At 66.5% G+C, this 20,585-nt stretch carries 16 protein-coding genes and 2 pseudogenes; 3 read left to right on the top strand and 15 right to left on the bottom strand.

What is annotated here, in order from left to right:
• Positions 1–200: 200 nt before the first annotated feature.
• The 6 genes and pseudogenes from U5768_RS18880 to U5768_RS18855 form a co-directional block, all read right to left on the bottom strand.
• Entirely contained in the window at positions 201–470 is a 270-nt protein-coding gene (locus U5768_RS18880; RefSeq protein WP_042270095.1) for an HPr family phosphocarrier protein, read from the bottom strand.
• Between the two features lie 207 nt (positions 471–677).
• Positions 678–1,151: pseudogene (locus U5768_RS18875) on the bottom strand (PTS sugar transporter subunit IIA); the annotation flags it as partial.
• Between the two features lie 399 nt (positions 1,152–1,550).
• Positions 1,551–2,504, bottom strand: a complete 954-nt coding sequence (gshB, locus tag U5768_RS18870; RefSeq protein ID WP_322031913.1) for a glutathione synthase — start codon at positions 2,502–2,504, stop codon at positions 1,551–1,553.
• Between the two features lie 89 nt (positions 2,505–2,593).
• The gene (gene gshA, locus U5768_RS18865) at positions 2,594–3,883 is read right to left on the bottom strand and encodes a glutamate--cysteine ligase (protein ID WP_322031912.1); all 1,290 of its coding nucleotides are present in this window, start codon (positions 3,881–3,883) and stop codon (positions 2,594–2,596) included.
• A gap of 413 nt (positions 3,884–4,296) precedes the next feature.
• Positions 4,297–5,796, bottom strand: coding sequence for an ammonium transporter (locus U5768_RS18860; protein ID WP_322031911.1), 1,500 nt, complete (start codon positions 5,794–5,796; stop codon positions 4,297–4,299).
• A gap of 53 nt (positions 5,797–5,849) precedes the next feature.
• On the bottom strand, positions 5,850–6,188 hold the full coding sequence (locus U5768_RS18855; RefSeq protein WP_028201804.1) for a P-II family nitrogen regulator: 339 nt from the start codon (positions 6,186–6,188) through the stop codon (positions 5,850–5,852).
• Between the two features lie 540 nt (positions 6,189–6,728).
• Between U5768_RS18855 and U5768_RS18850 the strand changes: the two genes are divergently transcribed.
• Both U5768_RS18850 and U5768_RS18845 read left to right on the top strand, forming a co-directional pair.
• Positions 6,729–6,986 carry an accessory factor UbiK family protein gene (locus tag U5768_RS18850; RefSeq protein WP_322031910.1) on the top strand — a complete coding sequence of 86 codons (258 nt, stop codon included), beginning with the start codon at positions 6,729–6,731 and terminating at the stop codon, positions 6,984–6,986.
• Between the two features lie 210 nt (positions 6,987–7,196).
• Positions 7,197–8,813 (top strand): YifB family Mg chelatase-like AAA ATPase, encoded by a 1,617-nt coding sequence (locus tag U5768_RS18845; RefSeq protein ID WP_322031909.1) that lies wholly within the window; start codon positions 7,197–7,199, stop codon positions 8,811–8,813.
• A gap of 423 nt (positions 8,814–9,236) precedes the next feature.
• Here the strand turns inward: U5768_RS18845 and U5768_RS18840 are convergent, their stop codons facing one another.
• Positions 9,237–9,833: a hypothetical protein gene (locus U5768_RS18840; protein WP_322031908.1), complete on the bottom strand. Its 597-nt coding sequence runs from the start codon at positions 9,831–9,833 to the stop codon at positions 9,237–9,239.
• Positions 9,834–10,030: 197 nt separating this feature from the next.
• On the opposite strand from U5768_RS18840, the gene U5768_RS18835 reads away from it, so the two are divergent.
• Positions 10,031–10,516 carry a TlpA family protein disulfide reductase gene (locus U5768_RS18835; RefSeq protein ID WP_415913938.1) on the top strand — a complete coding sequence of 162 codons (486 nt, stop codon included), beginning with the start codon at positions 10,031–10,033 and terminating at the stop codon, positions 10,514–10,516.
• A 56-nt stretch (positions 10,517–10,572) separates the two neighbouring features.
• On the opposite strand, the gene U5768_RS18830 is transcribed toward U5768_RS18835, so the two are convergent.
• The 8 genes and pseudogenes from U5768_RS18830 to lipB all read right to left on the bottom strand — a co-directional run.
• Positions 10,573–11,922: a sigma-54 dependent transcriptional regulator gene (locus U5768_RS18830; RefSeq protein WP_322031906.1), complete on the bottom strand. Its 1,350-nt coding sequence runs from the start codon at positions 11,920–11,922 to the stop codon at positions 10,573–10,575.
• Between the two features lie 30 nt (positions 11,923–11,952).
• On the bottom strand, positions 11,953–13,860 hold the full coding sequence (locus tag U5768_RS18825; protein ID WP_415913937.1) for a sensor histidine kinase: 1,908 nt from the start codon (positions 13,858–13,860) through the stop codon (positions 11,953–11,955).
• A 171-nt stretch (positions 13,861–14,031) separates the two neighbouring features.
• The gene (locus tag U5768_RS18820; RefSeq protein ID WP_322031905.1) at positions 14,032–15,315 is read right to left on the bottom strand and encodes a dicarboxylate/amino acid:cation symporter; all 1,284 of its coding nucleotides are present in this window, start codon (positions 15,313–15,315) and stop codon (positions 14,032–14,034) included.
• Between the two features lie 302 nt (positions 15,316–15,617).
• Positions 15,618–16,505, bottom strand: coding sequence for an ABC transporter permease subunit (locus U5768_RS18815; RefSeq protein ID WP_322031904.1), 888 nt, complete (start codon positions 16,503–16,505; stop codon positions 15,618–15,620).
• On the bottom strand, positions 16,502–17,305 hold the full coding sequence (locus tag U5768_RS18810; RefSeq protein ID WP_322031903.1) for a taurine ABC transporter ATP-binding protein: 804 nt from the start codon (positions 17,303–17,305) through the stop codon (positions 16,502–16,504). Before U5768_RS18810 ends, U5768_RS18815 begins: the two co-directional genes overlap by 4 nt.
• Positions 17,306–17,321: 16 nt before the next feature.
• The gene (gene tauA / locus U5768_RS18805) at positions 17,322–18,323 is read right to left on the bottom strand and encodes a taurine ABC transporter substrate-binding protein (protein WP_322032028.1); all 1,002 of its coding nucleotides are present in this window, start codon (positions 18,321–18,323) and stop codon (positions 17,322–17,324) included.
• Positions 18,324–18,626: 303 nt separating this feature from the next.
• A complete protein-coding gene (gene lipA, locus U5768_RS18800; protein WP_322031902.1) occupies positions 18,627–19,616 on the bottom strand; it encodes a lipoyl synthase in 990 nt (329 codons plus the stop codon).
• A 124-nt stretch (positions 19,617–19,740) separates the two neighbouring features.
• Positions 19,741–20,514: pseudogene (gene lipB / locus U5768_RS18795) on the bottom strand (lipoyl(octanoyl) transferase LipB); the annotation flags it as partial.
• Positions 20,515–20,585: the final 71 nt, after the last annotated feature.

Below are 20,585 nucleotides of genomic sequence, written 5' to 3'. Positions count from 1 at the left end.
GGTTATTTGATGCTGCGGCAAACCGCTGCAATGCGCTCTCTCAGACCCCGGCGATGATTATAAATTCCAGCGCGGCCAAATGTGGTCATGCGCGCCCGTTCGCGCCCGGCTGCGGCCTTGTGCAGCAGTCTGCGCCGCGCAAATGAAAACGCCGCGGCAAACCGCGGCGTTCCGGGCAACGCGCATCGACTGCGCGCGTCTTACTGACCTTCTCCGAACTTGTCGGCGATCAGCTTGAGCAGCGCGCTCATGGCGTCGGCCTCGTCCGGGCCTTCGGTTTCGATCATCACCGTGCTGCCGATGCCCGCGGCCAGCATCATGACGCCCATGATGCTCTTGGCGTTGATGCGGCGGCCGTTGCGGCTCATCCAGATTTCCGACTGATAGTTGCCTGCGAGTTGCGTCAGCTTCGCCGACGCCCGCGCGTGCAGGCCGAGTTTGTTCACGATGGTCGTTTCTTGTTGCAGCATAGGTCGATCCGGACGCAGTGTGTGGAAGTGTGACTAGGGGGTCTTTCGATGTGCCTTGTTTTTGGCTTTCTGTGCCGCGCCGCCGGTTCAGGTCGTGCCGGCCGGCCTGAGCATGCCGGCCGCGACGCCGCCGGTGCAGGCCGCGCCGCGCGTCGCGGCGACCGGCTGGCTCGCATTCTGGCTTGCGGCGTGGCCTGTGGCGTGACTTCCGGTCGGCTTTGTTGCGTCGGCAGCGGATTCGGAGCATGGCGTGGGCGGGCAACACTCGCTCGCCGCGGCCGCGACGGGCGGCATGGTCGGACCGATGGTCTGGACGCCCTTGCTCGCGCCGGCTAGCGCCTTTTCAACGAGCGTGTCGAGCGGCGTGGCGCGGTAGCACACGGCGCGCACGAGCATCGGCAGATTCACGCCTGCGAGAACGCGCACTTCGGGCACGGTGGCGAGGCGCGCCGCGATGTTCGAAGGCGTGGCGCCGAACATGTCGGTTAAGACGAGCGCGCCGTTGTCCTCGCGCAAGCGCTCGATTTCCGAATTCGCCTTCGCGACCACTTCGGCGGGGTCGCTGTCGGGGAGCACGTCGAGCGCGCCGATACGCGCCGGACAACCGCCGTAGATATGCGCGATGCACTCGCGTAGCGCGGTGGCGAGCGGTGCGTGCGCAATGATCAGAATCCCTGCCATGTCAGCTTGACTGCAAATAACGGCTCAGGTTGATGCCGGGACGATTCGTCGATCGCGTCCTGCAGCGCCAATCCCGCGGCCAGCCGTGGGCTCGCAGGGTCGGAACACGCGCCGCGCGGCAGTCAACGCGCCTTGTCGACGCGAGTGTGCCAGCCCGGAACGCGGGCTCGCGGCATTGTAGCAGGGTCATTTTCGCGCACGCGCAGCGCTTTTGCTCACGGCGGCGACAGATGTCGTGCGCCGTTCACAGGCGCCGGGCGCTCGCGCAACCTTTCGTGGTCCGAAACTGCCCGGCAGTCGGCCTCGATGGAGCGCCCGCCCTGCTGGGCGCCCACATCGGCCAGATGCCGCCGTACAGGCAGCTTTCAAGCTTGTATTCCAGGTACGGGATTCAAATGCTCACGCCGCGGCGCGCTCCAGCGCGTCGATGAACATGGCGGCCACGTCGAAACCCGTCTGCTCCATGATTTCGCGGAAGCATGTGGGGCTCGTGACGTTGACCTCGGTGAGCCAGTCGCCGATGGCATCGAGCCCCACAAGCAGCAGACCGCGTGCCGCGAGCGCCGGGCCGAGCGCGCGGGCGATCTCCATGTCGCGCGCGGTGAGCGGCTGGGCCACGCCCAGGCCGCCCGCCGCCAGATTGCCGCGCACCTCGTTGCCCTGAGGAATGCGCGCGAGCGAGTACGGCACCGGTTCGCCGCCGATCAGCAGAATGCGCTTGTCGCCGGCCTTGATCTCGGGGATGAACTTCTGCGCCATCACGCTGCGCGCGCCGTCATGGCTCAGCATCTCGATGATCGAGCCGAGGTTCATGCCGTCCGCCTTCACGCGGAACACGCCCATGCCGCCCATGCCGTCGAGCGGCTTCAGGATCACGTCCTGATGCGTTTCGTGGAACTGGCGCAGGCGCGCCGCGCTGCGCGTGACGAGCGTGGGCGCGACGAACTGCGGAAATTCGCCGATGGCGAGCTTTTCCGAGTGATCGCGAATCGACTGGGGCTTGTTGAAGATCTTCGCGCCCGCACGCTCGGCAAGCTCGAGCAGCCACGTGGACGTCACGTACTCCATGTCGAAGGGCGGGTCCTTGCGCATGACGACGGCGTCGAAGCCGGTGAGCGCGCGCGAATCGGCCGTGGCTTCGAACCACGTTTCGCGATGCAGGTCCGCCGTATCGCCGACGATGGTAAAGCGCCGCACGTCGGCCTCCACGTGCCCGTTCACCCATGCAAGGTGCTGGGGCTCGCACGCGAAGAGCGTGTGGCCGCGCTTCGCGGCCTCGGCCATCATCGCGTAGGTCGAGTCCTTGTAGATCTTGAACCGCTCGAGCGGATCGGCGATGAAGAGAATGTCCATATCGTCTCTGCGTGGTTCCTGGTGTCATGACGGCAGCGCCCGCACGGTGGCGGGCGCTGCGTTCGATTGTATGAATGACGGCGGCGGGATCAGACCTGGATCGCCTCCGGGTCGGTCTTTTCCAGCTCGACCGACGCCGCCAGCAACCCGAGCCGCGCAACCACGCCGTACATGTAGAAGCGGTTCGGCGGCGCCGCGCCCGCTTTCGCGCGCGTGTCGGGCAACGCCGTGTGCTCGAAGCCGAGCGGCACGAAGTGCATGCCGGGCGCGTTCAGGTTCTGGTCGCGCTCGCGGCTGCCGTGCGCGCGGTAAAAGCCGCCCACCACGTAGCGGTCGATCATGTACACGACCGGCTCGGCCACCTCGTCGCCGATATGCTCGAACGTGTAGACGCCTTCCTGCACGATCACGTCGTGCACTTCGAGCCCGTCCTTCGTGGCCGACATCTTCGCACGTTCGCGCTTCGTGAGTGCGGCGACCTCCGATGCGTCGTGCACCGTCATCACGCCGCGGCCGTCCGTGCCGGCGTCGGACTTGATGACGACATACGGCTTTTCGGTGATGCCGTACTCGCGGTACTTCTTCGCGATCTTCTTGAGCACGGCGTCGATGGCGGTGGCAAGCTGCTCCTCGCCCGTGCGCGCCTCGAAGTCCACGCCTTCCACGTGCGCGAAGTACGGATTGATCATCCACGGGTCCACGCCCACCATCTTTGCGAACTTCTTCGCCACGTCGTCGTAGCAGGAGAAGTGCGTGGACTTGCGGCGCACGGCCCAGCCCGCGTGCAGCGGCGGCAGCACGTATTGCTCGTGCAGGTTTTCGAGCACGGGCGGAATCCCGCCCGAAAGATCGTTGTTCAGCAGGATCGAGCAGGGATCGAAGTTCTTCAGACCGAGGCGCCGCTGCGAGCGCTCGAGCGGTTCGAGCACGATCTTCTGCCCGTCGGCGAGCGAAATCGTGACCGGCCCGGCGATGGTTTCGTCGAGCGTGCCGAAGCGCACGTTCAGGCCCGCCTGGCGCATGATCGTGGCGAGGCGCGCGACGTTCTCCAGATAGAACGCGTTGCGCGTGTGCATCTCCGGAATCACGAGCAGGTTCTTGGCGTCCGGGCAGATCTTTTCGATGGCGGCCATGGCCGCCTGCACGGCGAGCGGCAGCACTTCCTGCGGCAGGCAGTGGAAGGCGCCGGGAAACAGGTTGGTGTCGACCGGCGCGAGCTTGAAACCGGCGTTGCGCAGGTCGACCGAGGCGTAGAACGGCGGCGTGTGCTCCTGCCATTCGAGGCGGAACCAGCGCTCGATGGCCGGCGTCGCGTCGAGGATGCGCTGCTCCAGTTCGAGGAGCGGGCCATTCAACGCCGTAACCAGATGCGGGACCATAAGGGGTGACTCGCGGACGAAATGCTGTGATTGTAGGGAAACCGGCCGTTTATCTGGGGACGATTGCGCCAGTTGCAAGACGGGATTGCCCACGTGAATCCCGTCATGAAATCCCTTGATCGGGGCAGGGTCAATCGCCCTTTCTGCCCGCGCGGATGTTCACGCCGGATATCCATTCTGGACCGAGCGCGCCGCCCGGCGCAATTGGGCCCACGGATTGAAGGGGCACTATGCGAACGCGCGGGCGGCGCGCTTATTCCCCTCACGCGCCCACCAGGGCGCGCAAACGTCGCACCCGGCGCCTGGGCGCCCACGCGCGAACGCAGGTCATAAAAAGAAAAGGGCCCGCCGGAAAGGCGGGCCCAGGTCGCTGCTTGCTGCCCTGCTAGATCAAACCATCCGGAACGGCGCGCTTATTCCACGCGCTCGCCGTGCAGAACCACGTCGAGCCCTTCGCGCTCTTCTTCTTCCGAGACGCGCAGGCCCATCACCATGTCGATCACCTTCAGCAGCACGAAGCTCACCACGCCGCTGTAGATGAGGGTCGTGAGCACGCCCTTGGCTTGCAGGATGAGGTTGCCGTCCGCGCCGCCGATGTCCTTCACCGCGAACACGCCGGTCAGCAGCGCGCCGATGATGCCGCCGATGCCGTGCACGCCGAACGCGTCGAGCGAGTCGTCGTAGTTGAACTTGTGCTTGAGCCACGTAGCCGACCAGAAGCAGACCACGCCCGCCACCACGCCGATCACGATTGCGCCCATCACGCCGACGAAGCCCGAAGCCGGCGTCACGGCCACGAGACCCGCCACGGCGCCCGAAGCGATGCCGAGCACCGACGGCTTGCCCTTGGCGATCCATTCCGCGAACATCCAGCCGAGCGCCGCGCACGCCGTGGCGATTTGCGTCGTGAGCATCGCGAAGCCGGCACGGCCGTCAGCCGCGACTGCCGAACCCGCATTGAAGCCGAACCAGCCCACCCACAGCATGGCCGCGCCGATCAGCGTGAGCACGAGGTTGTGCGGCGCCATCACTTCGCGGCCATAACCCACACGCTTGCCGAGCACGAGGCAGCACACGAGGCCTGCGATACCGGCGTTGATGTGCACCACCGTGCCGCCCGCGAAGTCGAGGATGCCGGCGCTGGCGAGCCAGCCCGTCGGTTCCCAGACCATGTGCGCGATCGGCGAGTAGACGATGATCGACCACAGCGACATGAACACGAGCATCGCCGAGAACTTCATGCGGTCAGCGAACGCACCGGTGATGAGCGCCGGCGTGATGATCGCGAACGTCATCTGGTAGACGAAGTACACGGTCTCGGGGATGGTCGGCGCGAGGTGGCTCACGGTGAGCGTCGTCGCCTTGTCGCCCTTGATGTAGTTCATGCCCTCAAGGAAGATGCGCGAGAAGCCGCCGATGAACGAGCCGCCCGGCGTGAACGCGATCGAGTAGCCGACCACCGTCCAGATCACCGTGACGACGCAGGTGATCGCGAAGCTCTGCATGAGCGTCGCCAGCACGTTCTTCTTGCGGACCATGCCGCCGTAAAAGAGCGCGAGGCCCGGGATCGTCATGAACAGCACGAGGGCGGTTGAGGTCAGCATCCACGCGGTGTCGCCCGAGTTGATCTTCGACGAGTCGACGGAGAACGGCGCGGTCGGGGCGGCGGGCGCGGCGGCCGCAGCGGCTGCCGATGCATCGGCGGGGGCGCTCGCGGCGGCGGCCGGGGCGCTTGCCGTCGCATCGGCGGCGGGCGCCGAAGCCGGTGCGGCTGCGGACGCGTCGGGCGCCGACGCAGTGGTAGCCGGGGCGGAGGCCGCGGCCGGCGCGGAGGCGTCGTCCGCCAGCGCGGCGCCGACGCCGCCGGCCAGCAGCGAGCCAGCCATCATCAGTGACATCAAAAGTTTGCGCATCTCGGTTTCCTCTTTTCCTCTTGTCTCGGTCTCTTTAAGCCTGATTGCGGCCTTTACAGCGCGTCGGCGCCGGTCTCGCCGGTGCGGATGCGGATCACCTGCTCGATCGGCGTGACGAAAATCTTGCCGTCGCCGATCTTGCCCGTGCGGGCCGCGCGTTCCACGGCCTCGATGGCCTGCTCGACGATGTCGTCGGCCACCGCCGCTTCGATCTTCACCTTCGGCAGGAAGTCGACGACATACTCCGCGCCGCGATACAGCTCGGTGTGCCCCTTCTGGCGACCGAAGCCTTTGACCTCCGTCACCGTGATCCCCGAAACGCCGATCGCCGAGAGGGCTTCGCGCGCCTCATCGAGCTTGAACGGCTTGATGATTGCTGTAATGAGTTTCATGTAGTCCTCGCTGTGGTTTGCTTCATCGCTTTGTTTGCTTCTGCAACGGGCGCCCTGCGAGCGGTACAGGATGCGTAGCCGTCTCGCCGGCACACCGTGAACCGACCGTCGTTCGGTGCGCGGGGCAGTATTAGCAACACCCGTGCCAATTTGCTGCACCCCACCCTTCACCCGTGGGCAAAGCCGATGTGATGGACTTCAATGCAAGCGCGCCCAAAGCCGTGGACAATGCCGGTCCGCGCCTTGAGGGGCGCGGCGCGCAAGGCCCTGGCCGAACGGCCAGCATGAGGCGCGCGCGGTGGCGTGGCGGGGGGAACGTTGCTACAGTGTTCTCAGGCATCGCTGCCGCGCCGGGCGCCGCATAGCGGCTGGAAGTGGCCGGCCGCGCCACGGCGCGAAGCACACGGGCCACCGTTGCGCACCAGTTGCGCGCAACGGCGGCCGTGGCCCCGCAAGTTCGCACCAAGATCGATCACGGTTCGTCGCGGGGCACAGGCGAAACAAAACTTGCACATTTTTTGTGCAGCGAAGGGGAATCAAATGAAGCAACCGAACGACGTATTCAATGATCTACAGGCGCGCATGAGCGACCTGCTCAAGAACTCGCCGGCGCGAGATGTCGAACGCAATGTGCGCGCAATGTTGTCGCAAGGCTTTTCGAAGCTGGACCTCGTTACACGCGAGGAATTCGACGCGCAAACGCAGGTGCTCGTCCGTACGCGCCAGCGCCTGGAGGAACTCGAGCGCCGCGTGGCCGAACTCGAGCAGAAGCTGCCGCTCACTGGCCAGTCGTCCTGATCATTTCCTTGCGCATTCCCTGGCGCAATTGAGTGCAGTGACGCTGCCGCTCAGCCGCAGGCGATCCGTAGCGCGTAATGCAACGGAACCCGCAACGGAACCGTAAAGGGGCGTACGCCTCACCAGCCTGGCGCATGCATGGCGCGCGATGTCCGTACCCGGCGCGTACGGCGCGCGCCACCACCGCATGCGAGCCTTCCGGAGAATCCCATGTCGCTTGCCGTGGTGCGCAGCCGCGCGCCGGCTGCTGGCCGCGCGCCCGAAGTCACCGTAGAAGTTCATCTCGCCAACGGGCTACCGTCGTTTTCCATCGTCGGGCTTCCCGATCTCGAAGTGCGCGAAAGCCGCGAGCGCGTGCGCGCCGCGCTCTCGAACTGCGGCTTCGATTTCCCGGTGAGGCGCATTACCGTCAACCTTGCGCCCGCCGATTTACCCAAGGAGTCGGGCCGCTTCGATCTGCCGATCGCGCTCGGCATTCTCGCGGCCAGTGGCCAGCTACCGGTTGTCGCGCTCGCGAACCGCGAGTTCGCGGGCGAGCTTTCGCTGACCGGCGCCGTGCGCCCCATGCGCGGCGCGTTCGCCATGGCGTGCGGCACGGCACGCGCGCATAAGGAGCGCGCAGCGCGTGTTGACGAAGCGGCAACCGCAAGCGAAATCTTCAGGATTCCTGATACTGAGGCAGGCGAAACAACGCGCGCCGGCATGCCCGAGCTTTATCTGCCCGCGCAAAACGCCGCCGAAGCGGCGCTCGCGCCCGGTGTCGCGGTGTACGGAGCAGCAGATTTGCGCTCGCTCTGCGCTCACCTTGCGGGCGCCGATCCCGAGGCGCGCCTCGCCCCCGTGCGCCCGGGCGCACTCGACGCCGCCCCCGCCGCCGCGCCCCTCGATATGGCCGACGTGGTCGGCCAGCGCGGCGCACGCCGGGCGCTCGAAGTCGCGGCGGCCGGCGGCCATCATCTGCTGATGGTTGGTCCGCCGGGCGCTGGCAAGTCGATGCTCGCTGCGCGCCTGCCCGGACTCCTGCCCCTCATGACCGACGACGAGGCGCTAGCTTCCGCTGCCCTGCTCTCGGCAAGCGCGGTGGGCTTCACGCCACAGCAGTGGCGGCAGCGGCCGTTTCGCGCGCCGCATCACTCGTCGAGCGCCGCCGCGCTGATCGGTGGGCGCAATCCGCCGCAGCCGGGCGAGATCACGCTTGCGCATTTAGGTGTCCTGTTCCTCGATGAACTGCCCGAGTTCGATCGACACGTGCTCGAAACGCTGCGCGAGCCGCTCGAAGTGGGCTCGATCACGATTTCGCGCGCCGCGTGGCAAACGGACTTTCCGGCCGCGTGTCAGCTCGTTGCCGCGATGAATCCTTGTCCGTGCGGCTGGCGCGGCGACCCCGCGGGACGCTGCCGCTGCACGCCCGAAAGCGCCGCGCGCTATTTGCGCAAACTCTCGGGCCCGCTCCTCGACCGCATCGACATCCAGATCGAGATTCCCGCGCTACCGCCCGCCGAACTGGCCGCTCGCGCCCACGCGAACGCCGAACCGAGCGCCGCGATTGCCGGGCGCGTGCAGGCGGCGCGTGAACGTCAGCTCGCGCGCCAGGGCAAAACGAATCGCGAATTGACCGGCCGCGAGACCGACACGGTCTGCCAGCCGGACGCCGCAGGCGAGACGCTGCTGCGCGAAGCGGGCGAGCGCTTCGGCTGGTCGGCTCGCGCGCACTACCGGGTGCTCAAGGTCGCGCGCACGATTGCCGATCTAGCCGGCGCACCGATGCCCGAAGCGGCGCACGTAGCGGAGGCCGTGCAGTACCGGCGCGTGTTTGCGGAGCGTTAGCCGTGCCCAGCGCCAGGTGCCGGTGGAAAACACGGCCGCCTTATGCCGCGAGAGAAGGTGCATAGCGCCAATAAGTTGAAGTCAAGACTTGACTTATACACATTTTCTCGTGCTGGCCCCGGTTTCGAGAGTCATTCGCATGACGAATGACTGGATTTCATAACCCATTGATTCTTCTGCCTTTCTGGATTTACAGAAAAGCCGCCAAAACTAACAGAAAGCCCACAGGATGGCCCTTTCGGGCCCGCGCCGCGTTGTTTTCCACAAAGTTACCCACAGGTCCTGTGGGTAACCAGTAAACCCTCAATCAAATCCGGTAATTAGCGCGTTTACCTGCAGCGCCACCTTCATTTCGACCGGCAAAGGCCCGTCACGGCGCGAACGAAACATGGCTACGCAGGGTGTGCTGCGCGGTGCCAACGCTCAGTACAGCTTGAAAGACTGGAAGAACTGGTCGATCTGCTCGACCGGCGGTTCGGTGCGTCCGACGATGGCCACCTGGTACGCCCGGGCGCCCTTCGCGACGAGCCGCGCGTGGATCGTGCGCGTGTCGCCGTTGGTGCCTGCCTTGCCGGCGATGCGCATCTCCACGCCCTCCACCGAACCACCCGCCGCTAACGGCACCGCCACCGGACGCGCTTCTGCGCCCGAGCCCACGTTGCGCGCGAGGCCCGCGCGCAGGAAGTCGAGCGCCTTTTGCTGCGTCGCGGGCTGCGCGTCGGGCAGGTCGAGCGTGCCGACCACGAACACGTCGCCGGCGACTTCCGCGGTTTGTACACGCATGCGCATCGGTGTGCCGTTCACGTCGATACGGCGTTCGTCCTTGTCGGGCTTGGCGGGCAGATCGATCGAGTAGCCGCTCGCGTCGTTCGAAATCGTGCGCCAGTCGTAGGTGGGCGAACACGCCGCCAGCGCGAACGCCACGGCGACTATGCCTCGCGCCGCCACGCGGGCCGGAGCGAAGGCGCGCATCGGCGGGTTCACGCTGAAACGGACACGGCGAAAGATGTCGAGGACCATGGGGCGCGATTTGTCACAGGAGTGAAAGGTGCGGGACATTATCCGTCGGCGCATACCCAGGTGTTGTCCTGCAACCGCTATGCCGGGAAATTCGGCGCTACAATGATCGCGCTCAACACCTGCGTCCTTTGGCGCACGAGGCAAGACCCATGACCGCAGCATCCCCGAATCCGTCGAACAAGCGCTCCGGCGCGCTCATGCGCATTGGCGCGGCGGTGGTCGTCGTCGCGATCGCCGTGGCCGGCTATTTCGCATTCTTCGGCAGCCAGCAGCGCGTGCCCGATGCGACCTTCACGCTGCTGTCCGGCCAGAAAGTCTCCACGAACGATCTCAAGGGCAAGGTCTATCTCGTCAACTTCTGGGCGACGAGCTGCACCACCTGCATGGCGGAAATGCCGAAGATGGTCCAGACCTATAACCGCTTCAAGGGCGAGGGTCTCGAGTTCGTCGCCGTGGCGATGAATTACGACGCCCCGATGTACGTGACCAACTACGCGCAAACGCGTCAACTGCCGTTCAAGGTGGCGATGGACGATGGATCGGCGGCGAGGCAGTTCGGCAACGTCCAGCTCACGCCCACCACGTTCGTGATCGGCCGCGACGGCAAGATTCTCAAGCGCTATGTGGGCGAGCCGCAATTCGCCGAACTCGATCAGTTGCTGCAGAAGGCGCTGGCGACCTGACAAAGGGCTTATGCCCAACAAAAAAGCAGCGGAAACCCGCTGCTTTTTTTTCGTCCTCACGCCTCGCCGCGCGCCACCAGCCCATAGCGGCGAATCTTCTCGTACAGCGTGGCCTTCGCCATCTGCAGCCGTTCGGCGGCCTGCGCGACCGCGCCGTTGCTCTGCGCGAGCGCGTCGGCGATCAGCGCGCGTTCGTACTGCTCCACGCGCTCCTTGAGCGGCAGCGCGTCGTCGGCTGCCGCCGCCGCGCCCGCCGAAAGGTCGTCGGGAATCCCGAGCACACGCCGGTCGGCCGCGTTGCGCAATTCGCGCACGTTGCCCGGCCAGTCGCGCTGCGCAAGGCGCATGCGGTCGCGCTCGGTGAGAAGCGGCGCGGGACGCTGGTAGCGCACCGCGGCGTCGAGCAGGAAGTGTTCGAACAAAGGCACGATGTCCTCGCGGCGCTCGGCGAGCGGCGGCAGCGCGATCGTCACGACGTTCAGCCGGTACAGCAGGTCGCGCCGGAACGTGCCCGCCGCAACGTGCTCGCTCATGTCGCCCTTGGCCGCCGCGACCACGCGCAAGTCGGCGCGTACGGGCTGGTTCGCGCCCAGGCGCTCAAGCACGCCGTCCTGCAGCACGCGCAGCAGTTTCACCTGCAACGAGAGCGGCATGCTCTCGATTTCGTCGAGAAAGAGCGTGCCGCCGCTCGCATGCTCCAGCTTGCCGATACGCCGTTTGGCCGCGCCCGTGAACGCGCCCGCCTCGTAGCCGAACATCTCCGATTCGAACATCGTCTCGGGCAGCGCGCCGCAATTCAGGGCGACGAACGGTTTGTCATGGCGCGGCGAAAGCTCGTGCAGGCTGCGCGCGATCAGTTCCTTGCCCGCGCCCGTGTCGCCGTTGATGAGCACCGAGGCGTCCGTCGGCGCGACGTTCGCAATGAGCTTGCGCACCTGTTCTATCGCCGGGCTCTTGCCGATGATGCGCGGCGCGAGCGCGTTCTGCCCCGCGAGTTCGCGGCGCAGCGCGAGGTTTTCGAGCACGAGCAGGCGCCGCTCCAGCGCGCGCCGCACCGTTTCGATCAGGCGCTCGGAGGCGAACGGCTTCTCGATGAAGTCGTACGCGCCGTCGCGCATAGCCTGCACGGCCATCGAGATGTCGCCATGGCCCGTCACGAGGATGATGGGCACTTCGGGCGCGCGCTCGTGGCACTGCGCGAGCAAATCGAGCCCGCTCATGCCCGGCAGACGGATGTCGCTCACCACGACGCCCGCGAAGTCGGCGTCGATGAGCGGCAGCGCGGCTTCGGCGTTGGCGAAACCGGCGGCGTCGAAGCCCGCGAGCTGCAGGCTTTGCACGCCTGCGCGGCGCACGAGTTCGTCGTCCTCGACGTAGAGCACCCGGCCAGGCGTGGTGTTCACCATGTGTTCACCCTGTTCGTTCGTTATCCTGATTCATTCGTAAACGTGCTTCGCGGCATCCGCACGCGCGCGGCGCAGCGTCAGCACGAAGCGCGCGCCGCCTTCCGGCGCGTTGCTCGCCGTGAGCGAGCCGCCGCAGTCGCGTGCGATCGACGAGGAAATCGCGAGCCCGAGGCCGAGCCCCTGGCCCATTTCCTTCGTCGTGAAAAACGGCTCGAAGAGGCGCGGCAACACATCTTCGGGAATGCCGGGCCCATTGTCGCTCACCGCGATGGCGAGCGTCGCCGCGCTCGCCTGCACGTCGATCGCAATGCGCGGCGACGGCAGACCCGCCACGGCGTCGAGCGCGTTGCCGAGCACGTTGATGAGCACCTGTTCGAGCCGCAGGTCGTCGCTCTGCGCGCTCAGGTCCGGGTACTCCGCGTCCATATCGAGCGGCGCGGGCGGCGCGCCGTCTTCCGTCAACGTGAGATCCACGCGCACGCCGTCGAGCCGCTTGCCGAGCAGCGCGAGCGAGTTGCGCAGCGCGCGGGCGACCGGCGCGCGCGCGCTTCGCGGCCTCGCGCGCCCGACGAACAGTTTGAGCTGGTTCACGATCTTGCCCATGCGCTCGGTGAGCGAGCCGATCGCTTCCAGGTTTTCGGTGGCCGCCGCGTACTGGCCGCGCTCCAGAAACACGCGCGTGTTGTCCGAAAAGCTGCGCAGCGCCGCCAGCGGCTGGTTGAGTTCGTGCGTGATGCCCGCCGCCATCTGGCCGAGCGCGGCAAGCTTGCTCGCCTGGATCAGTTCGTCCTGGGTCGCGCGCAACACGCTTTCCGCGCGCGTGCGCTCCGCCACCTCGCGTTGCAGGCGCTCGTTCGCCTGCGAGAGATCGGCGGTGCGTTCGGCCACTCGCTCGTTTAGCATCGCGTAGGCTTTTTGCAGCATCGCGCGGCTGCGCATCACTTCCTTCACGCGCGCGCGCCGCATGCGCCAGTAGAAGCCGAACAGGCACAGCGAGACGTAGCCGAAGCCCGTCATGATGGTCGCGTTGCGCGAGGCGTCGAGCACGGGGTCGATGGACGACATGGTGACGAGGTGCCAGTCGGGTTCGGCAAGCGAGCGGCGCGTTTCGAGGTAACGCGGCGCGCGCAGGCCCGCGCCCATGCGCACGATGTCGGCGTCGCCCGGAAGCACGCGCTCGACGCTCGCGGGCAACGGCGCGATCGGCTCGCTCGCGTACTGGCGCGTGGCGTCGATCGAGGCCACCACGGCCGGCGGCAGTGGACGCACCGTGCGGTACTTCCACGCGGGCACCGAGGAGAGAAAGATCACGCCGTGGTCGTCGGTGACGAGCAGCGGCTCGGAGGCGTCGGTGCCCGGGAACCATTCGAGATTGAGTTTCACCACGGCCACGCCCACGATCCTGCCGTCGCGCCGCACGGGCTGCGACACGTAGTAGCCCGGATCGTGCGAGATCGTGCCGATGCCGAAGAAGCGGCCCACGCCGCCCTTCATCGCGTCGATGAAATACGGCCGGAAGCGGTAGTCCACGCCCACGAAACTGTCGGGCTCGCGCCAGTTGCTGGCCGCGACGCTCATGCCGTCCGCGCGGATGATGTAGGTCGTCGTCGCGCGCGCGTGGCGGTTCACGTCTTCGAGATAACGATTGGCGGCGGCCACCCACTCGGGCCGCGGGTCGGCGAGCACGTCCTGCACGAGCGGATGCTCGCCGACGATATAGGGCAGCGAGTCGTATCGCTCGAGCGTGCTCTTGAGCGAAGCCGCGGTGCGGTCGCCGCGCACGGCGGCGTTGCGGCGCAGCGCGTCGATGCCGGCCTGCCACGTGAGCGCCCACGTCAGCGCGCAGACCGCGACGAGGCCGGCGGCGAGCGCGAAGAGAATGATGAGGCGGCGCGTCACGGGAGCGGCTTCCAGAACGTCGAGGGGAACGAGGGAGATTGTGGCACACGGCCGCGCCGGGGCGTCCGGGGTACACAGCGGGCCACGAACGCACCAAACGGAGGGGAACAGCAAAAACGGGCGGCGCTCACGCAGGGGAAACGGGCGCGCCGCCCGGCGGCATAGCCGCGAAACAACGGGAGACAAAACGAAAGGCGAAACTCCGGCGGCTTACGCGCCCGCGCTTTCCTTCACTTCCTCGATCTCGCCGGAGAGCACGGCGCGCAGTTTCTTGCGGTCGAGTTCCTTCTCCCACGCCGAGACCACGACCGTCGCCACGCCGTTGCCGACGATGTTGGTTAGCGCGCGGCACTCGCTCATGAAGCGGTCGATGCCGAGGATCAGCACCATGCCCGAAAGCGGGATCGTCGGCACCACGGCGAGCGTCGCCGCGAGCGTGATGAAGCCCGCGCCGGTCACGCCGCTCGCGCCCTTCGAGGTGAGCATCGTCACCGCGAGCAGCGTGAGCTGCTGCGTCCACGTGAGATCGGTGTTCGTCGCCTGGGCGATGAAGAGCACCGCCATCGTCATGTAGATGTTGGTGCCGTCGAGGTTGAACGAGTAGCCGGTCGGCACCACGAGGCCCACCACCGAGCGCGAGCAGCCAAGGCGTTCGAGTTTCTGCATCAGTTGCGGCAGCGCCGATTCCGACGAACTCGTGCCGAGCACGATCAGCAGTTCTTCCTTGATGTAGGCGACGAAGCGGATGATCGAAAAGCCCGTGAAACGCGCGATGGCGCCGAGCACGACGAGCACGAACACGATCGACGTGAGATAGAACGTGCCGATGAGCTTGAGCATCGGGATCAGCGAGCCCACGCCGTACTTGCCGATGGTGAACGCCATCGCGCCGAACGCGCCGATCGGTGCGAGCTTCGTGACGATCTTCACCACGCCGAACAGCACGCCCGAGATGCCGTCGATGAACTCGGTCACCACGCGGCCGCGCTCGCCCAGTTGCGTGAGCACCGCGCCGAACAGCAGCGCGATCAACAGGATCTGCAGGATTTCGCCTTGTGCGAACGCCGAGGTGAGCGTGTCCGGAATGATGTGCATCAGGAAGTCGACGCTGCTCTGGCCGTGCGCCTTTTCGGCGTAGCTCGCCACGGCCTTGCCGTCGAGCGAATGGACGTCGACGTTGAAGCCCGCGCCGGGCTTTAGCACGTGCGTGGCGATCAGGCCGAGCACGAGCGCGAAGGTCGAGACGATCTCGAAGTACAGCAGCGCCTTGCCGCCCACGCGGCCCACCTTCTTCATGTCCTCCATGCCGGCGATGCCGGTCACGACGGTACAGAAGATGATCGGTCCGATCACCATCTTGATGAGCTTGATGAAGGCGTCGCCGAGCGGCTTCATGTCGATGCCGATGGCGGGCCAGTAATGGCCAAGAATCACGCCGATGACGATCGCCACGATCACCTGGACGTAGAGGACTTTGTGGACAGGTTTCTTCACGATGGTTCCCGCAAATGAGTTAAGCCAATGGCCGAACGAAGCGCGTTCGGGCCGCGACAGGACGAAACTGGGGATCAGCGAAACCGGAAGATGGGATCGGACATCGGCTGTCTCCTTACTGTTTTTATGTCGCGGCACAGGGCGGCCGCGCGCTCTTATTTGCAAGGAGGATGCCAGCGCGCATGAGCGCTCACATCGTTGATTTATAAGGATTTTTATCGAACTAACAAAGGCGCGAATCTGGTTTTCCAGAATCGCGCCTTATGGGTGTTTGGATTTCCAGAATTGGCGGTGTTGCCGCGTCAGCCGCGCCCCTTCCACGGCACGAGGCGCTTTTCGAGCGCGCGCATGCCCAGATCGAAGCCCCAGGCAATGAGTCCGATCAGCACGATGCCCATCACCACGACGTCCGTGCGCAGGAAGCTCGACGCGTTGAGCACCATCTGGCCGAGGCCCGCCGTCGCGGCGACCATCTCGGCGGCCACGAGCGTGGTCCAGCCAAAACCGATGGCAATGCGCAGGCCCGTGAGAATCTCCGGCAGCGCGGCGGGCAGCACGACGAAGCGCACGATCTGCGCGAAGCCGCCGCCGAGCGACGCCGCCGCGCGAATCTGCTCGACGCTCGCGCTCTTCGCGCCGGCGCGCGCGGCCATTGCGATGGGCGCGAAGCACGCGAGCCAGATCACGACGATCTTGGCCGTTTCGTCGATGCCGAACCAGATCACCACGAGCGGCAGATAGGCGAGCGGCGGCAGCGGCCGGTAGAACTCGAGCGGCGGATCGAGCACGCCGCGCGCGATGCGCGACACGCCCATCAGAATGCCGACGGGAACCGCGGTCACCACCGCGAGCAGGAATGCGCCGAACACGCGCAGCGCGCTCCAGAACAGATGCTCGGAAAGCGGCAGACCGCCCTGAATGCGCCCGTGCAAGGCGTCGGTGAAGGCTTGCCAGACGGCTTCGGGCGTCGGCAGGAAAAGCGGCGGCAGCCAGTGCAGATGCGTGGCGAGCCACCACAGCAGCGCGAGCGCCGCCACGCAGCCCACGCTCAGCGCAGCCGTGGGACCTTCGCCGGGCATGCGCCACACTTTCGAGCGGGCGGTTCGGGCGTCGCGCGCAGCGCCGGCAAAAGGCGCGGTGCGGCGCGCCTTCAACGCACCTTCCCGCAGCGATTCTTGCGGCACGCTCATACGGGCTCCTCGTGCTCGTGCGCGTCCGCGTGCAGCAAATCCACCAGCCGCTCGCGCCACGCGATGAATTCCGGCGACGACTTCACCGCGCGCGCGTCGCGCGACGCGAGATACTCGCGCGCGAACGGCACCTCGTACTCGCGCTCGATGCGGCCCGGCCCCGGCGTCATGACCACGATGCGCGTCGCGAGAAAGAGCGCCTCCTCCACGCTGTGCGTGATGAAGAACACCGTCTTGCGCGTGCGCGCCCAGACATCGAGCACGAGCGTTTGCACCTGCTCGCGCGTCATGGCGTCGAGCGCGCCCATCGGTTCGTCCATCAGCAGAATCTGCGGATCGCTCGCGAGTGCGCGCGCAATGCCCACGCGCTGCTGCATGCCGCCCGAGAGCGCATAGACGCGTTCGCGCGCCTGCTTTTCCAGCCCCACGAGCGCAAGCTGCTCGCGCGCGATGCGCTCGCGCTGCGCCTTGGGCACGCGCCGGAAACGCAAGCCGAGCGCGACGTTGTCCAGCACGTCGAGCCACGGCAGCAGCGCATGCTTCTGGAACACCACGCCGCGCTCGGCGCCGGGTCCCTCCACACGCGCGCCGTTCACGCGCACTTCGCCGAGCGCGGGTTCGATGAAGCCCGCGATGCAGTTGAGCAACGTGGTCTTGCCGCAACCCGAGGCGCCGAGCGCCACGACGAACTCGCCGCTCTCCACATCGAGATTCACGTTCGCGAGCGCGACGTTCGGCGGCGCACCACGTTGCGCGCCCTCGTAGATGACGGTGAGATCGCGGATCGCGAGCGCGCTCATCGGTTGCCCCTTGCGTTCAATGCGCGGCGGCGCGCTGCACGTACTGCGGATCGACGCCCACCGAGTAGTCGGGCAGCACGTTCTGGATCGTGCCCTGCCCCTTGAGGAAGGTCGCCGTGGCGAGCAGCGACTGCGCCGCGCCCGACTGCGCGCCGCCGCCCAGCCATTGCTTCGACGCCTGCTCGGCGGGCGTGGGGAACGCATAAAGCGCGAGGCTCGCGGGCACTTCGTCGGCATTCGCGCCCGACTCCTTCGCCACCGCCTGCACCTGCGGCGAGGCCGCGTTCCATGCCGTGCGATGCGCGCTGTAGTCGGCATCGGCGGCGGCCAGCACCTTCACGAACTTCGCGACGAAGTCGGCGTTGTCCTTCGCGAAGCGCCTGTCGGCCACGAAGCCGTCGAAGGTCGCCTTGCCCGTGGCCTTCGCCACCTGACCCGACGTAATCAGCACACGGCCATTCTTCTTCACCTGCGCGAGCACGGGGTCCCAGATGTAGGTCGCGTCGATGTTGCCGCGCTGCCAGGCGGCCGCGACCTCGGGCGGACGCAGGTTGACGATCTTCACGTCGGCGGGATTCACGCCAGCGTTCTGCAGCGCGACGAGCGCATGGAAGTGCGAAGTCGAGACAAACGGCACGCCGATCGTCTTGCCCTTCAGGCCCGCAATGCTGGTCACGCCCGAGCCATCGCGCGCGACGAGCGCTTCGGCGTCGTTGATGTTGTCGAGAATCCAGAAGAGCGAGAGATCCACGCCCTGCGAGAGGCCTGCCGCGATCGGGCTCGAACCAGCCTCGCCTAGCTGCACCGAGCCCGAGGCGAGCGCGCGGATCACGTCGGCGCCGCTCGCGAGCTTGCGGTAGGTGACCTTGTAGCCCGTTTCCTTCTCGACTTCGCCCGTGGCCTGCGCGTAGCGCCACGGCACCACCATGTCCTGATACGCGATCACGACCTCGCGCGTTTCGGCGTGCGCGCGCGGCGCACCGAACGCGGCGGCGAGGCAGACGGCGGCGAATGCCATGGCGGGCAAGCGCGGACGGTAGGCGAAGGCGGAGGGAGCGCGTGGGTTCATCGGGAGACTCCGGCGGAACGACGTTCGAGTGAATGAAGGTTCCGACTATAGGGAGTCTCGCGGCGGGCGGTTCTAACTTATCCGCGTTAGCTAATGAGGCTGCTCGAGCATTGCTTTTCGCGTTGAGGTGGATGGTGCCGGAATCGACGCATGCACCGCGCCGTTCGAGCGCAGCGCAAAACAAAAAACCCGCTTTTCAGCGGGTTTCAGCGGGGTTTTCGATGGCGTGCCTGCGAGAAGCGCGCGGTGGTTTTAAACCACACCCGCCCCATGCGCCTGCAGATCGGCGTGATAGCTGGAGCGCACCATCGCGCCCACGGCCGCATGCGTGAAGCCCATCTTGTAGGCCTCTTCCTCGTACATCTTGAAGGTGTCGGGATGCACGTACGAGCGCACCGGCAGGTGATGCTCCGAAGGCTGGAGATACTGGCCGATCGTCAGCATGTCCACGTCGTGCGCGCGCAGGTCGCGCATGACCTGGAGAATTTCCTCTTCGGTTTCGCCAAGACCCACCATCAGGCCCGACTTCGTCGCGACTTCGGGATGCAGCGCCTTGAAGTCCTTGAGCAGCTTGAGCGAGTGCGCGTAATCCGAACCCGGGCGCGCTTCCTTGTAAAGACGCGGCACCGTTTCGAGATTGTGGTTCATCACGTCGGGCGGCGCGGCGTTGAGAATGCCGATCGCGCGATCGAGGCGGCCGCGGAAGTCGGGCGTGAGAATCTCAATACGCGTTTCGGGCGACTGCTCGCGCACCTGGCGAATACATTCGACGAAGTGGCCGGCGCCGCCATCGCGCAGGTCGTCGCGGTCCACGCTCGTGATCACGACGTACTTGAGCTTGAGCGCGCCGATGGTGCGCGCGAGGTTCGCCGGTTCGTCGGGATCGAGCGGATCGGGACGGCCGTGGCCCACGTCGCAGAACGGGCAGCGGCGCGTGCATTTGTCGCCCATGATCATGAACGTCGCGGTGCCCTTGCCGAAGCATTCGCCGATGTTCGGGCAGCTCGCTTCCTCGCACACCGTATGCAGGTTGTGCTCGCGCAGGATGTTCTTGATTTCGTAGAAGCGCGAATTGCCCGTGGCCGCCTTCACGCGGATCCATTCGGGCTTCTTGAGCTTCTCGATGGGAATGACCTTGATCGGAATGCGCGAGGTCTTGGCCTGCGCCTTCTGTTTTGCGGTGGCGTCGTAGGGAACGGCGTCGGCGTTGGCGCCAGCGGGGTTCGCAGTGATGTCAGTCATGCTTTCGATCCAGTCAGGCCGCCGGTGCAACGCCAGCCTGCGGTTGCGGCGGTTGCCCGCCTGGGGCCGCGTGGGCGGCCGGGTCCACTGCAGCCGCTTCGGCTGAAGGGTCTGTGGCGGCCGCTTCGGCCGCCGTTGGAAGTGTTGCTGCGTGCGCCGCGAGATTTGCCTCGAGCCGCGCCGCGAGCGTGGCGGCGACGTCGCGCCAGTTCGCCTCGACACCCAGCGTGGCCATGTCGACGGTCTCGAGACCGGCGTAACCACAGGGATTGATCGCGAGAAATGGGCTCAGATCCATCGACACGTTCAGGCTCACGCCGTGATAGCTGCAGCCGTTGCGGATCTTCAGCCCGAGGGCGGCGACTTTCGCGCCCGTGTGTGCGGCGCTCGCGCCGCTGGCGTCCTGCGGCACGTAAATGCCGGGCGCGCCGGCCTTGCGCTCGCCCGCGAGATTATACGCCGCCAGCGTTTCGATCACGGCGTCCTCGATGAGCGTGACGAGTTCGCGAACCATCAGCTTCCGGCGCCGCAAGTCGAGCAGCAGGTAGGCCACGACCTGACCCGGCCCGTGATACGTGATCTGGCCGCCGCGATCGATCTGCACGAGCGGAATGCCGCTGTTGCCCACCAGCAGGTGCTCCGGCTTGCCGGCCTGGCCCAGAGTAAACACGGGCGGATGCTCGACGAGCCAGATTTCGTCGGGCGTGGCGGCATCGCGAGCGGCCGTGAACTCGCGCATGGCGTCGAAGCTGGTTTGATAAGCCTCGTTGCCGCGCCAGCGCACGACGATGGGCGAACCGGCCGGCTTTGCCGCGTGAGACTTTGCCGCGTGAGACGCGACCTCGGCTGCGCCGGGGTCGGAATGAATTTGCAAGAATGAAACCGGGGTGGCGCACATGATTCCGGGAGTTTACCGAATTCGGGACAAGCGCGCCGGGCATGCTGCGGATAACGGCGGCGGTGGATTGC

The sequence above is a fragment of the Paraburkholderia sp. J76 genome (genome assembly GCF_905220295.1).
GTDB lineage: Bacteria > Pseudomonadota > Gammaproteobacteria > Burkholderiales > Burkholderiaceae > Paraburkholderia.
The sequence above is the reverse complement of the archived record's forward strand: the minus strand, read 5'-3'. Positions and strand labels throughout refer to the sequence as shown.

Bases quoted from the DNA above. Each gene is read 5' to 3' on its own strand.
- tauA (WP_322032028.1), bottom strand. From the start codon at position 18,323: ATGGCATTCGCCGCCGTCTGCCTCGCCGCCGCGTTCGGTGCGCCGCGC.
- U5768_RS18810 (WP_322031903.1), bottom strand. From the start codon at position 17,305: ATGAGCGCGCTCGCGATCCGCGATCTCACCGTCATCTACGAGGGCGCG.
- U5768_RS18880 (WP_042270095.1), bottom strand. From the start codon at position 470: ATGCTGCAACAAGAAACGACCATCGTGAACAAACTCGGCCTGCACGCG.
- U5768_RS18835 (WP_415913938.1), top strand. From the start codon at position 10,031: ATGCGCATTGGCGCGGCGGTGGTCGTCGTCGCGATCGCCGTGGCCGGC.
- U5768_RS18860 (WP_322031911.1), bottom strand. From the start codon at position 5,796: ATGCGCAAACTTTTGATGTCACTGATGATGGCTGGCTCGCTGCTGGCC.
- U5768_RS18830 (WP_322031906.1), bottom strand. From the start codon at position 11,922: ATGGTGAACACCACGCCTGGCCGGGTGCTCTACGTCGAGGACGACGAA.
- gshB (WP_322031913.1), bottom strand. From the start codon at position 2,504: ATGGACATTCTCTTCATCGCCGATCCGCTCGAGCGGTTCAAGATCTAC.
- U5768_RS18815 (WP_322031904.1), bottom strand. From the start codon at position 16,505: ATGAGCGTGCCGCAAGAATCGCTGCGGGAAGGTGCGTTGAAGGCGCGC.
- U5768_RS18850 (WP_322031910.1), top strand. From the start codon at position 6,729: ATGAAGCAACCGAACGACGTATTCAATGATCTACAGGCGCGCATGAGC.
- U5768_RS18855 (WP_028201804.1), bottom strand. From the start codon at position 6,188: ATGAAACTCATTACAGCAATCATCAAGCCGTTCAAGCTCGATGAGGCG.
- gshA (WP_322031912.1), bottom strand. From the start codon at position 3,883: ATGGTCCCGCATCTGGTTACGGCGTTGAATGGCCCGCTCCTCGAACTG.
- lipA (WP_322031902.1), bottom strand. From the start codon at position 19,616: ATGACTGACATCACTGCGAACCCCGCTGGCGCCAACGCCGACGCCGTT.
- U5768_RS18840 (WP_322031908.1), bottom strand. From the start codon at position 9,833: ATGGTCCTCGACATCTTTCGCCGTGTCCGTTTCAGCGTGAACCCGCCG.
- U5768_RS18845 (WP_322031909.1), top strand. From the start codon at position 7,197: ATGTCGCTTGCCGTGGTGCGCAGCCGCGCGCCGGCTGCTGGCCGCGCG.